The following is a 13,159-nucleotide window of genomic DNA, read 5'->3' on the forward strand; positions in this document are numbered from 1 at the left end:
CCCTTGTGTGCTGTTAGAATGTCACCCGTTTGCGGTTTGCCGCAAGATTACTGTCAATTACCGCCAATTGTTTGCGAGAAGCGTTATGAACCCTTACCTGATCGCCCCATCCATTCTGTCTGCCGACTTTGCCCGCTTGGGCGAAGAAGTGGATAACGTGCTGTCAGCCGGCGCAGACGTGGTGCATTTCGATGTCATGGACAACCATTATGTGCCCAACCTGACCATCGGGCCGATGGTGTGCGAAGCGCTGCGCAAGTATGGCGTTACTGCGCCTATCGATGTACACCTGATGGTAACGCCGGTGGACGATCTGATCCGCATGTTCATTGATGCCGGTGCCAGCTACATCACTTTCCACCCGGAAGCCACACAGCATATCGACCGTTCCCTGCAGCTGATTCGCGAGGGTGGCTGCAAAGCCGGCCTGGTGTTCAACCCGGCCACGCCGCTGCATTACATGGATCACGTGATGGACAAGCTCGATATGGTGCTGATGATGTCGGTAAACCCCGGTTTTGGTGGCCAGAAGTTCATTCCCGGCACCCTGGACAAGCTGCGGGAAGCCCGTAAGCGCATCGACGCCAGCAACTATAACATCCGGCTGGAAATCGACGGCGGCGTAAAAACCGACAACATCCGTGAAATTGCCGAGGCCGGCGCCGACACCTTTGTTGCAGGCTCGGCCATTTTCAACACAGACAATTACAAGGCCACCATTGATGCCATGCGCCTGGAACTGGAATACGCCCGCACCGCACTGGGCCAGAAGGTACTGAGCCAATGAGCCTGGCAGGTCTGTTCAATGCGCGCTGGCCCGGTGTTGCGCTGTTTGATCTCGACGGCACCCTGGTAGACAGTGCTCCGGATCTTGCTGCCGCGGTGGACCGCACCCTTGAACAGTTGGGACGCAAACCGGCGGGCCTTGAAAAAGTGCGCCAGTGGGTGGGCCACGGCTCCCCCATACTGATGCGGCGCGCCCTTGCTGGCAAAGCCGACTGGGAACCTGCGAGTGCGGCAGACGATGCCCTGTTTAACGATGCCCTGACGATGTTTTTCAACAACTACCGGCAGCTCAACGGCCAGCATGCCGTGGTTTTTCCCGGAGTTGAGCCCTGCCTTGAGGCATTAACCCGGCTCGGCTGCCGCATAGCCGTGGTAACCAACAAGCCGGAACAGTTTGTGGGCCCGCTGTTGAAACAACTGGGGCTGGAGGAGTATTTCCGGCTGGTGGTGGGGGGCGATACATTGAGTACCAAAAAGCCAGACCCCGGCCCGTTGCTCCATGCCATGGAAACACTGCAGGGCAGTCGTGGCACCACAGTGATGGTGGGTGATTCCGCGGCAGACGTCAGTGCGGCCCAGGCCGCCGGCATCCCCTGTGTGGCGGTCACCTACGGCTACAATTTTGGCCGCTCGGTGCAGGCACTGGGGGCAGACGCTGTGGTTGATTCCCTGAGCGAGCTTTTGTAATCTCTCAGATCTTGAACTTTTTTCTTATCAATTCGGGAGATTCCTGCCGTGCAGGGACTGAATCTGACTGCCGCGCGAGGCACTTTTAATACCCGCGCAACACGATGGTGGCGATGGCGTACCGGCTGAACACACTCAGCCCGGCGGAAAGCGAGCGCCTGCCCGTTTGACGCCACCACCCGGCAGGCCCCGGCCAGCATAGTGGCCTGCCTACCGGAACGCAGATCAGATCCCAGGAAACCCGAACATGAACGCCGAACAATTCCGCAAGCTGGCACAGGCCGGCTTCAATCGTATCCCCGTGTACCGTGAAGTGCTTGCGGACATGGACACCCCCTTGAGTACCTACCTCAAGCTCGCCAGCGGTCCCTACTCCTATCTGTTTGAATCCGTTCAGGGTGGTGAAAAATGGGGCCGTTACTCCATCATCGGCCTGCCCAGCCAGGAAGTGCTCAAGGTATATGATCACCGCATAGAGATTCGCCGCCACGGGGAGCTGGTTGAAAGCGCTGAAGTGGATGACCCGCTGGCGTTTGTGGCCAGTTATCAGGCACGCTTCAACGCGCCCGACCTGGAAGAACTGCCCCGCTTTAACGGCGGCCTGGTGGGTTATTTCGGCTACGACACAGTGCGCTACATTGAAAAGCGCCTGGCAAACAGCTGCCCCCCGGACCGCATTGGCACGCCGGACATACTGCTGATGGTGTCCAACGAGCTGGTGGTGTTTGACAACCTGCGGGGCAAGCTGCACCTGATTGTGCACGTGGATCCGGCGGATGAACGCGGTTACGAAGATGCGCAGTTACGGCTGGACGAGCTGGAACAGAAGCTGCACCGGCAAACCGCCAACGCCCCGCAAACTCCGGCACACCTGCGCGGCAAAACCGTGGACGAAAGCGAGTTCGTGTCCGGCTTCAGCCAGGAAAAGTTCGAAGCCGCAGTGGATACCATCAAGGATTACGTGCTGGACGGCGACGTGATGCAAACCGTCATTTCCCAGCGCATGTCGATCCCGTTTGAAGCGCCGCCGTTAAATTTGTACCGCTCACTGCGGGTATTGAACCCCTCGCCCTACATGTACTTCCTGGATCTGGACGACTTCCACATTGTGGGCTCGTCGCCGGAAATTCTGGCGCGCATGGAAGACCGTGAAGTCACCGTTCGCCCCATCGCCGGCACCCGCAAACGCGGCGCTACGGAAGCCGAGGATCGGGCCCTGGAAGCCGAACTGCTGGCCGACCCGAAAGAGATTGCCGAACACCTGATGCTGATCGACCTGGGCCGTAACGACGCCGGTCGTGTATCAGAAACCGGCACCGTAAAGCTTACTGAAAAAATGGCGGTGGAACGCTACTCCCACGTGATGCACATTGTGTCCAACGTGACCGGTCAGGTAAAAGACGGCACCAGTTGCCTCGACGTACTCAAGGCCACCCTGCCCGCAGGTACCCTGAGCGGCGCCCCGAAAACCCGGGCCATGGAAATCATCGACGAACTGGAACCGGTCAAACGGGGTGTTTACGGCGGCGCCGTGGGCTACCTCTCGTTCAATGGCAACATGGACACGGCCATCGCCATCCGCACTGCGGTGATCAAGGACAAGACCCTGCACATACAGGCCGGTGCCGGCATAGTGGCCGACTCCATACCCCGCCTTGAGTGGAAAGAAACCATGAACAAGGGCCGCGCCATTTTCCGCGCCGTGGCCATGACCTACAACGATTTCGACCACTGAGGCGAGGGACACATCATGCTGGTAATGATCGACAACTACGATTCCTTCACCTACAACGTGGTGCAGTACCTTGCAGAGCTGGGTGCCGAGGTGCAGGTACACCGCAACGACGAAATCACTGTGGAGCAGATCGAAGCGCTAAACCCGGAACAGCTGGTAATCTCCCCCGGTCCCTGCACACCCAATGAAGCGGGGGTTTCCATGGAAGCCATTCGCCACTTTGCCGGCAAAATTCCCATACTCGGCATCTGCCTGGGCCACCAGGCCATCGGCCAGGTATTCGGCGGCAAGATCATCCGCGCCGGGCGCGTGATGCATGGAAAAGTCTCCCCGGTGTTTCACAACAACACCGGCGTATTCCGTGGCCTTAACAACCCTGTGCAGGCTACCCGCTACCACAGCCTGGTGATCGAACAGGCCAGCCTGCCGGACTGTCTGGAAATGACTGCATGGACCCGCAACAGCGACGGCAGCGTGGAAGAAATCATGGGCGTGCGCCACAAGACCCTGGCCATCGAAGGGGTGCAGTTCCACCCGGAATCCATCATGAGCGAACAGGGCCACGAACTGCTGCGCAACTTCCTGCGAACCCAATAAAAAAGGCAAAACCAATGAACATGAAAGACGCACTGAACCGGGTGGCGGAAAACCTCGACATGTCCCGGGACGAAATGAAACAGGTGATGCGCATCGTCATGAACGGCGAAGCCACCGACGCCCAGATAGGCGCCCTGCTGATGGGACTGCGCATCAAAAGCGAAACCGTGGACGAAATCACCGGCGCCGTGGAAGTCATGCGCGAACTGGTCTCCGGCGTAACCATCAAGGCCGAGCCACTGGTGGACATAGTCGGCACCGGCGGCGACGGCGCCAACCTGTTCAACGTATCCTCCGCCTCCGCATTCGTTGTGGCTGCGGCAGGCGGCTTTGTCGCCAAACACGGCAACCGCGCCGTCTCCTCCAAAAGCGGCAGCGCCGATCTGATTGAACAGGCGGGCATCAACCTCAACCTTACACCGGAACAGGTCGCCCGCTGCGTGGAACAGATCGGCGTCGGCTTCATGTTCGCCCCGGCCCACCACGGCGCCATGAAACACGCCGTCGGCCCGCGCAGGGAAATGGGCTGCCGCACCCTGTTCAACATCCTCGGCCCCATGACCAACCCCGCGGGCGTCAAACACCAGCTAGTGGGGGTATTCAGCAAAGCCCTCTGCCGCCCCATGGCCGAAGTACTGCAAAAACTGGGCTCCGAGCACATCATGGTTGTGGCTTCCAAAGACGGCCTGGATGAAATCAGCCTGGCAAGCGTCACCCATGTGGCGGAACTGAAAAACGGCGAAATCATCGAATACGACATAACCCCGGAAGACCTCGGCGTAAAGAGTCAGAGCCTGGTAGGCCTGTCCGTTGACACTGCCGAAGAATCCCTGAAACTGATCAAGGCCGCCTTCGGACGGGGCCACGACGAAATGGCCGAAAAAGCCCGGGACCTGATCGCCCTCAACGCTGGCGCTGCCATCTACGTTGCCGGCCTGGCACCGACCGCTAAAATGGGTGTGGAAATGGCACTGGACGCCATGGGTTCCGGCCTGGCGGCTGGAAAACTGGCGGAACTGGCGGATTTTTCGCACTGTTTTTGACTTTCAGACCAAACAGGCTGAGCAAGCAGTGGAGCCTCCTGCCAGCGAGGCCAGCATCCAAATTCTGAGAGCCTGCCGGTAGCCGCCTCTCAAAACTGTCTGCAGCCAGGGATGGCTGCAGCCAAGCCCTACAGGGACGTATTCACGGGCGTGTTTTGAGAGGCGGCTGCCGGCAGGCTCAAACACGGAACCAGACAAAAATGGCCAAGCAAAACGACAAAACCCCCACCATCCTGCGCAAAATCGTAGAAAGAAAGTGGGAAGAAATCGACTCACGCAAGCGGCAAAAGAGCCTGGAAGACCTCAAGGCCCTATCCGGCGACCAGCCAGATACAAGAGGCTTCGCCAGCGCCCTGCGCCGACGCATCGAAGCCAGCACCCCTGCGGTTATCGCCGAAATCAAAAAGGCCTCCCCCAGCAAAGGCATACTCCGCGACCCCTTTGAGCCGGCCGAAATCGCCGAAAGCTACGAACGGGGGGGCGCTGCCTGCCTGTCCGTACTCACCGATCACGACTTCTTCAAAGGCCACGAAGACTACCTGATCGCCGCCCGCAACGCCTGCAGCCTGCCGGTTATCCGCAAAGACTTCATGGTTGCGCCCTACCAGGTGTACGAAGCCCGCACCATCGGTGCCGACTGCATACTCCTGATCGCCGCCTGCCTAACCAAAGACCAGATGCAGGAACTCGAAGGCATAGCCCATGAAACCGGCATGGACGTACTGGTAGAAGTGCACAACAGCGAAGAAATGGACGATGCACTCACCCTCAGCACGCCACTGGTGGGCATCAACAACCGCGACCTGCACAGCTTCGATGTGTCCCTGGACACCACCTTCAACCTGCACCAGCGCATAGGCCCGGAACGTATGGCCATCACCGAAAGCGGCATCATGACCCGGGCCGACGTGGAAGCCATGACCGGCCGGGGCATTTACGGATTTCTGGTGGGCGAATCCTTCATGCGCGCGGCCAGTCCGGGCAAGAAGCTGCAGGAACTGTTTTTCCCGGAATAGTCCAAAGAGGCCGGCGGATCATGCAGGGCCCGCCAGCGCCTCCTGCATCAACAACTGCAGATGCTCCGGCAACTTTGCCGATAATGCCAAAGCCCGCTCGTGGGCACGCTGCGACATTTTGCCCCAGGTGCGCCGCACAATCCTCAGCCACTTCTCCCGCTCGTATTCGGTGTTATCGGTATAGAACTGCGCAAAGTATTTTTCCAGAAACACCATGCAGGCAACGTCTTCCAGTAGCTGGGTGTCGGCGTCCTTACGCAATTCCCGCTTGGTCAGAATCACCTCAACCCGCTCACATTCGCTCTCCGGGTATCCACAACCGGCCATGATTTCCGCAGCCCGGCGCCCATGCATGCGACCACAGGCCTGGCGCCACTGGTAATAGGCTTTGCGGCCCTCCGGATAGTCACTGCGGGGCATTTTCCAGCGTTCGATATGCTGGGCGCGGCAGGCAATCTGCATCCGTTCGGAAGGCGAAGGTTCCAGCTCATGCAGCCAGCGGGTCATGTGCAAGCTGTAAGCATACTCCCGTGGCAGGGTTTCACCTGCCACCACCTCTTCATTGGGGTCGGCGCGATTTGCATTGTCAATCGCATCCAGAGCACACTTGAGGGATGCTCGCTCCATACTGTCTCCTTTTACGACATGACTGCTCCGCCGGGGCGTTGCGCCGGGCGCAGCATTAACTGATGATTAGAGCTACTGGCAGCCGGACTATGACGATGATGAGATTTTCAGGCCTCAAACCGCCATATGAAAAGGTACCACCCAAATGGCGTCCAGCCTATGAGGCCTATATAAGGACCGTGGAAGGGCAAGTAGCCGTTGTGGCCGCCTGGGTGCTTCTGATCACCGTGCTTTTCTACCAGTTTACCCATGAACTGCGCCTGGCCCACCGCCCGGATCTCTGGCTCACCGAGCTGGGCTTCCGGACACCGGTGCTGCTCACGGCTCTGCTTACACTGCTTTCCCACTACACCGGTAAACCCATGTGCCAAAGCCGCTATCTGCTCAGGGCCATGGGGGTTTCCGTTATGGTCATGATACTTGCGCTGTTCCTCATTCACTACAACGGGCCGTCTGCCGCTACTTATCAGATTACCAATGGAATCATCATCAGTTTTTTCGGCGTTGCCATACTGTCGGTCAGAGGGCCCAAAGAATGGTGGCTCATGTTCGTTCTGCCCCTGGTAATCTTTGTGTTCGCTGCCAGAATGCGCGGCCTGACCTTTACAGAGCTGCTGCCATACATGTTCGACCCCATGGTGATGATGGTGATTGGCATCGTTCTGAGTGCAGCCCTGAGGCAGCTGCGAGCAGGGGAATTCATAGCCAGGCAGGAGCTCCGGGACCAGGCAACAACCGACCTGCTGACCGGCCTGCTGAATCGCAGGGCCATGCATCAGCTGCTGGAGCAGGAACATGCCCGGGCCCAGCGCTCCGGAACCACTTACAGTCTTGTTCTGGGCGACCTGGATCACTTCAAGCGAGTAAACGACACCTACGGCCACAACGTTGGCGACATTGTGCTCCAGGAAACCGCGCGCAGAGTGGGTAGCCACATGCGTGCACAGGATGCCCTTTGCCGCTGGGGTGGTGAGGAAATTCTGATGCTGTTACCGGAAACCGGGCCGGACGGAGCCCGGCACGTGGCGGAGAAGGCGCGCCTGTCTCTTGCAAACGAACCCATGGTGGCCGGCGGGCACGACATCCACCAGACCATCAGCCTGGGCGTCACCAGTTGCCGTGGCAGCGATGATATCGAAAGCGCCATCAAGCGCGCTGATGACGCACTCTACCAGGCCAAGAAAAATGGCCGCAATCGCACAGAGGTCAGCACTCCGTCTAATTCCGGCCATGATCCTGCACCAGGACAGGACGCTTCAGACGCCACCGCATGCTGACTTCAGTTGGTACCCGGGCGCGTCAGACCTGCGCTGACGGGCGTGCCTTGATACGGTCATACCACGCCTGCAGGTGGGTTTGCCCGGGCTGAATACGGATATTTACCACCCGGGCGAAGGCCACCGTTGTGAAGGCATTGATATCGGCAGCGGTAAGCCGGTCACAACAGATGTATTCCTTGTTGGCAAGATGATTGTCGAGAAACTCCATAAACTTGCCAACACTCTTGCCGCAATCCTCTCCCCATTCCTTGATGGGGTTCATTCTGTCCTTGAAATAACCGCTGGTGTGCTGAAAGCACATGCCTGTGGGCATGAAGAAGTAGAATTCCACCCACCTTACCCACTGTTCAATCAACGCCTTTTCCAGAGGGGTGTCTCCCAGAAGCGTTGGGGTGTCCGGGTAGCTTTCCTCAAAATAACGGCAAATGGCCATGGTCTCGGCAATGCAGGTGCCGTCATCCAGCTCCATCACCGGCACTTTCTTCATGGGGTTACGCGCTACGTACTCCGGCGTCAGGTTTTCGCCCTTCTGCAAATCAATCTCAATGAATTCGGCTTTATCCAGCAAACCTTTCTCTGCCATGAACATGCGTACGCGGCGGGGATTCGGTGCCGTTTTCGTTTCAAAAATCTTCATTATTATCAACTCCGTTCCGGGTAAATCCGTGATTCCAGCATAAAGGTTACAGGTGAGATTGGCCCGAAAAAAGAGTTGCGTCAAGCAACTGACCAGAAGCCAGGGTCAAGGCAAGGATGCGTCTGGAAAAATGACGTATTTTTGTGAAAACCTTGTAACTGAGCGCAGGATCCTTATGCTTGTAGGTACGTGGTAACCGAGATGAGTCGTTTTGCCCTACTTTCAGTATTGCCAGAAAGCCGCACTCCAGGGAACCTCTTCCGGTTGCCTCTCCTCAGTAGTAGAACCCGTTAACACTCGATCTGACACCAACACAGGGAGCGTCAGAAAAGCGATAAAAACCGCTCCAATCGATTTTACAATCATCAGAACGGAGAAGTGACTATGCGAAAGCTTGCGTCTGCTGCACTGCTATGTGCGCTCTCAGTTCCCGCCATGGCACAGGCCAATTGTGGGGAAGTATCCATCACGGAAATGAACTGGGCCTCCAACACCGTGGTCACCAACGTAGCCAAATTCATCATGGAGCAAGGTTATGGCTGCGACGTAAAGGTTGTGCCTTCCGATACCGTACCTGCCGTAACGTCTGTTGCAGAAAACGGTGAGCCCGACATTGTGACCGAGCTCTGGCTGAACTCGGCTGGTGAGGCTTACCTGCGCCTTGAAAGAGAGGGCAAAATCGAAAGGCTCGGAAAAGTACTTGATCCTGGCGGCGTTGAGGGCTGGTGGATCCCCACGTACCTGGCTGAGGAGCACCCGGAACTGAAGACAATCGAAGGCGTGATGGCCAATCCTGAACTGGTGGGCGGGCGTTTCAACAACTGCCCCGACGGCTGGGGCTGCCGGATTGTCAGTGACAACCTGATCCGGGCGCTGGATCTGGAAAGCTCCGGCATAAAAGTTTTCAACCACGGGTCTGGCGAAACCCTGGCCTCCTCAATGGCCTCTGCTGTGCAGAATGAAGAACCCTGGCTGGGCTATTACTGGGGCCCGACAGTGCCTCTCGGCAAGTACGACATGACCCGGGTAAAACTGGGCGAGTACAACAAGGAGATCCATGAGAAGAATCAGAACCCCGACGCGGACAACCCGGGCGTTTCCGAGTTCCCGGCTGCACCGGTTCTGACATCGGTGACCACCGACTTCAAGGATAGGGAGCCGGAAGTAACTGAAATGCTGAGCAAAATGACGTTTAAAACGGACACCATGAGCGCATTGCTGGCGTGGATGGATGCCAACAACGCATCCGGCGAAGAAGCCGCTGTTTATTACCTGAGCAACAACCGTGATGAATGGTCTGGCTGGCTGAACGATGATGCCAGAAAGAAACTCGCCGCCATTCTTGAAAACTGATCGACCCGCCCTGGCCCGGGTGCAGCATTCTGACGAGCTGCCCCGGGCAAGCCTGAACGTAGTAGCAATTGATTATGAACGCATGGCTGCCCATGCGTAGAAGAGGCTGAACACGAATGGCAACCTACGACTCCCTGTTCTCAGCGCTGGGGCTAGAAGACTGGTGCGCAAAAGGAAAAGACGATGGCCCCATGTCCATGGCTGACCTGCTTGCAAAAACCAAAGGCAAGGACGCAGAACCCCCATCCCTGTGGGACCTCCCGTTTCCGTCCATGGATGCACTCAACGAATCCTGCGCCGCCTTCCCCCAGTCACGAGAACTTACCAAGGGCCTGGAACAGGGGTTTTTGGACATCAAAGACAGTCTCAGCCTGGTGCTTGACCCCCTGACCCAACCCCTGAGCTGGTTTCTGGACAGCGCACTTTACGGCATGCTGAACACCCCCTGGTGGATTATCATCCCTGTTATGCTCGCCGTTGTGTTCGTGGTGACCAAATCCTGGAAACTGGTTATGTTTGTTGCCGGCAGCATTTGCCTGCTGGCATTCATCGATTACTACGAATACGCCATGCAGACGCTGGCCATTATTTTTGTCTGCGCCTTCCTCTGCGTGCTCTTTGGCGTGCCTATAGGCATCGCCATGTCTAGAAGCGATACCATGCAACGGCTGACCATTCCGGTGCTGGATATGCTGCAGACCCTGCCACCGTTTGTGTACCTGATCCCGCTGATCTTCCTGTTCAGCGTGACCGAATCCAAACTCTACGGTATCGCCATTATTCTCTACGCCATAGTGCCCGTGGTGCGGCTGACGAACCTGGGGATACGGCTGGTGGATAAAGACGTGATTGAAGCCGCGGATGCCTTCGGCATGACACCGAGACAGAAGCTGTTCAAGGTTCAGATCCCGCTGGCTCTGCCCAACATCATGGCCGGTGTCAACCAGACCATCATGATGAGCCTTGCCATGGTCGTTATCGCATCTCTGGTTTCAGCGCCCGGTCTCGGCGTGCTGGTGCTTCGCGGCATTCGCAACCTGGAGCTTGGGGTTGGCCTGGTTTCCGGCCTCGGTATTGTCATCCTGGCAGTCATTCTGGACCGGGTGACCAAGGCTTCTCTGGCGCGTATCAATGCCAGCCAAAAGCAGTGAGGACAGAACGTGGCAAATGATATAAAGATTTCCATCAGAAACCTCTACAAGATATTCGGGCCAACGCCGGATGTGGCTCTGGAATATGTAAAGCGGGGCATGAACAAGGCCGATCTGCTGGACCAGCAAAACCATGTTCTGGGGCTCAGGGATATCAATGTGGATATCCTCGACGGCAAGATTACCGTGATCATGGGGCTTTCGGGTTCCGGAAAATCCACGCTGATCCGTCATCTCAACCGCCTGATAGAACCCACCGCCGGAGAAATCCACCTCGATGGGGAAAATGTTCTGGACCTGAACGAAGAACAATTACGCCAGCTGCGGCGGGAACAGATGTCCATGGTGTTCCAGAAGTTCGCCCTGCTGCCGCACAAGACCGTGCTTGAGAACGCCGGCATGGCCCTGAACATTCGCGGTTACACCGTCGCAGATTTCGAAAGCGAAGCGGTAAAATGGCTGGCCAGGGTTGGTCTTGAGGGCAATGAAAACCAGTACCCGCATCAGTTATCGGGTGGTATGCAGCAGCGGGTTGGCATTGCCCGTGCGCTGGTATCCAACTCCCCCATCATGCTGATGGACGAGGCCTTCTCCGCCCTGGACCCCCTTATCCGGTCAGACATGCAGGATCTGCTACTGGAGCTGCAGAGCGAGCTTCAGAAAACCATCGTGTTCATCACCCACGATCTGGACGAAGCGCTGAAACTCTCCGAGCATCTGGTCATTCTCAAGGATGGTGAAGTGGTTCAGCAGGGTGATCCACAGGAAATTCTGCTTAACCCCAACGATCCCTATATCGTCGACTTTATCAGTGACATCAACCGCGCGCGTGTGCTTCGGGTGCGTTCTGTTATGGATACGGACTTCGACAGGGATGCGGACTATGCGGGGGATATTTCCGAGAAAGACAATCTTGAGGCAGTGCTGAGTCGCTCCGGGGGCGATACAGACAAGATCTTCAGGGTTGTCCGGGATGGAGAGATGGTGGGCAGCCTGAGCATGAAAGCCCTCACCCGCGCACTGGTTCCCACCGATGCAGCCACCGAGCGCGGTCTACGCAAGAACTGATCTGCCAGAAGCCAGTAAGCCTGAGCACTCGCCGGCTTACTGGCCAGTTGTCAGCACAGATCCTTTATTGGCCCCCGGTAGTTTCTGTTGACTTGAAGGCGGTAATTATTTCACCCTCGGATGTTGTCAGGAGCAACTCTCCGTTGCGGCCTATCGATGCTCGTTTCACGCGCGAAAGCAGCTCCAGAAAGCGGTCTTCCTGGTTCATCAGGGCCGGCGCACACGCCATTTTGGTCGCGTACATGGAACTGAAACTGATGCCTTCACCTGTGAGTTCGTATTGACCTCCGTAGCGGTTACAGGAAGCGCGCCCGGCGACACGGTTGTCATCAAAGAACTCGATTGTCATGCGGGAGCGATCAATAATGCCGGTGCCTGCCAGATCGTCAACCACCCACTGCGCACCACGGAAAAGGCGCTCGGGATCACCGCCACAGCCTTTAAAAACCTCCCCGTTCAGCTCCAGCCGAACCTGAGCCGGAAACTGGGCACCCGACATGGTGTCCTCACACAGTTGGCGAGCTACCTTCAATGTCAGCTCCTGCCCGTCCAGCTCACCACGAAATTCCCGCCCATGGCGGTTTGCAACGGTGGTTTCCAGCGCTATTTTCTCAGGGCCTGAAGACTCATAAGGTCGATTGAACAGCAACGTGTCGCCCTGTATCCGGACGTGCCAGAAAGGCTCGTTGCCAGTGGCCTCAAACGGCATTTCCAGCGCGCCTGCCCGCAGGCATTCCGGGTATGCCTGCCCTCTTACGGTGAACCATGCCCGGTCACCCTTGATCCAGAAACTGGTCTCATCGTCCCCGGGGGCCACGTAACGCTCCCCGGAAGCGCTTACTTGCTGTTTAAGCAGCTGGCGTTTGCCCTGGTAAGCCACACTCAGCATGTCGCCCTCACCCGATGCGGTAACGGCAACCTCAAGCTGGCCGCACTCATAGGTACCCAATGCTCTGGCAGTATCCGGCCCGGTATCCGTGGCACAGGCGCCGAGAAACAGGCTGGCACCTGCAATGGCGGAGATCATAAAAAGCCGCTTCGAGTACATAGACACGTCCTCTGGTCAGATCATGAGTCAATGCTGGCATCTTAATGACTCGCCCGCCTGAAAACCAATGGCAAAGGCGTGATGGCTGTTAAAAACACGCAACCCGGAGCCGCCACTGCTTTTTATCTCCC

At 57.4% G+C, this 13,159-nt stretch carries 13 protein-coding genes; 10 read left to right on the forward strand and 3 right to left on the reverse strand.

Translation table 11 applies throughout. From position 1 onward, the window contains the following. Positions 1–85: 85 nt before the first annotated feature. The 6 genes from rpe to trpC all read left to right on the forward strand — a co-directional run bounded on the left by rpe (position 86) and on the right by trpC (position 5,864). A complete protein-coding gene (rpe, locus tag CDH48_RS11885) occupies positions 86–787 on the forward strand; it encodes a ribulose-phosphate 3-epimerase (protein ID WP_100688960.1) in 702 nt (233 codons plus the stop codon). Continuing rightward, on the forward strand, positions 784–1,473 hold the full coding sequence (locus tag CDH48_RS11890) for a phosphoglycolate phosphatase (protein ID WP_100688961.1): 690 nt from the start codon (positions 784–786) through the stop codon (positions 1,471–1,473). The genes rpe and CDH48_RS11890 overlap by 4 nt, the downstream gene beginning before the upstream one ends. A 247-nt stretch (positions 1,474–1,720) precedes the next feature. Beyond that, a complete protein-coding gene (gene trpE, locus CDH48_RS11895) occupies positions 1,721–3,208 on the forward strand; it encodes an anthranilate synthase component I (RefSeq protein ID WP_100688962.1) in 1,488 nt (495 codons plus the stop codon). 15 nt (positions 3,209–3,223) lie between these two features. Further along, positions 3,224–3,805: an anthranilate synthase component II gene (locus CDH48_RS11900; protein WP_100688963.1), complete on the forward strand. Its 582-nt coding sequence runs from the start codon at positions 3,224–3,226 to the stop codon at positions 3,803–3,805. A 14-nt stretch (positions 3,806–3,819) separates the two neighbouring features. Then, entirely contained in the window at positions 3,820–4,848 is a 1,029-nt protein-coding gene (gene trpD, locus CDH48_RS11905) for an anthranilate phosphoribosyltransferase (protein ID WP_100688964.1), read from the forward strand. A gap of 200 nt (positions 4,849–5,048) precedes the next feature. Then, complete coding sequence (gene trpC / locus CDH48_RS11910; protein ID WP_100688965.1) at positions 5,049–5,864, forward strand: indole-3-glycerol phosphate synthase TrpC; 816 nt, start codon at positions 5,049–5,051, stop codon at positions 5,862–5,864. A gap of 18 nt (positions 5,865–5,882) precedes the next feature. On the opposite strand, the gene CDH48_RS11915 is transcribed toward trpC, so the two are convergent. After that, positions 5,883–6,491 (reverse strand): DUF4202 domain-containing protein, encoded by a 609-nt coding sequence (locus CDH48_RS11915; protein ID WP_100688966.1) that lies wholly within the window; start codon positions 6,489–6,491, stop codon positions 5,883–5,885. 95 nt (positions 6,492–6,586) lie between these two features. Here CDH48_RS11915 and CDH48_RS11920 point away from each other — a divergent pair, with 95 nt between their 5' ends. Then, complete coding sequence (locus CDH48_RS11920; protein ID WP_227521065.1) at positions 6,587–7,768, forward strand: sensor domain-containing diguanylate cyclase; 1,182 nt, start codon at positions 6,587–6,589, stop codon at positions 7,766–7,768. A gap of 22 nt (positions 7,769–7,790) precedes the next feature. On the opposite strand, the gene CDH48_RS11925 is transcribed toward CDH48_RS11920, so the two are convergent. After that, positions 7,791–8,408 carry a glutathione S-transferase family protein gene (locus CDH48_RS11925; protein WP_100688967.1) on the reverse strand — a complete coding sequence of 206 codons (618 nt, stop codon included), beginning with the start codon at positions 8,406–8,408 and terminating at the stop codon, positions 7,791–7,793. A gap of 384 nt (positions 8,409–8,792) precedes the next feature. On the opposite strand from CDH48_RS11925, the gene CDH48_RS11930 reads away from it, so the two are divergent. From CDH48_RS11930 to CDH48_RS11940, 3 genes are all read left to right on the forward strand, one after another. Further along, entirely contained in the window at positions 8,793–9,761 is a 969-nt protein-coding gene (locus tag CDH48_RS11930) for an ABC transporter substrate-binding protein (RefSeq protein WP_100688968.1), read from the forward strand. A 116-nt stretch (positions 9,762–9,877) separates the two neighbouring features. Next, positions 9,878–10,912 carry an ABC transporter permease gene (locus CDH48_RS11935; protein ID WP_100688969.1) on the forward strand — a complete coding sequence of 345 codons (1,035 nt, stop codon included), beginning with the start codon at positions 9,878–9,880 and terminating at the stop codon, positions 10,910–10,912. A 9-nt stretch (positions 10,913–10,921) separates the two neighbouring features. Beyond that, positions 10,922–11,980 (forward strand): betaine/proline/choline family ABC transporter ATP-binding protein, encoded by a 1,059-nt coding sequence (locus CDH48_RS11940; protein WP_100688970.1) that lies wholly within the window; start codon positions 10,922–10,924, stop codon positions 11,978–11,980. Between the two features lie 64 nt (positions 11,981–12,044). Here CDH48_RS11940 and CDH48_RS11945 read toward each other — a convergent pair whose 3' ends face one another. Continuing rightward, the gene (locus CDH48_RS11945; protein ID WP_227521066.1) at positions 12,045–13,028 is read right to left on the reverse strand and encodes an META domain-containing protein; all 984 of its coding nucleotides are present in this window, start codon (positions 13,026–13,028) and stop codon (positions 12,045–12,047) included. Positions 13,029–13,159 lie beyond the last annotated feature (131 nt).

The organism is Marinobacter aromaticivorans, from assembly GCF_002806975.1.
GTDB classification, from domain to species: Bacteria; Pseudomonadota; Gammaproteobacteria; order Pseudomonadales; family Oleiphilaceae; genus Marinobacter; species Marinobacter aromaticivorans.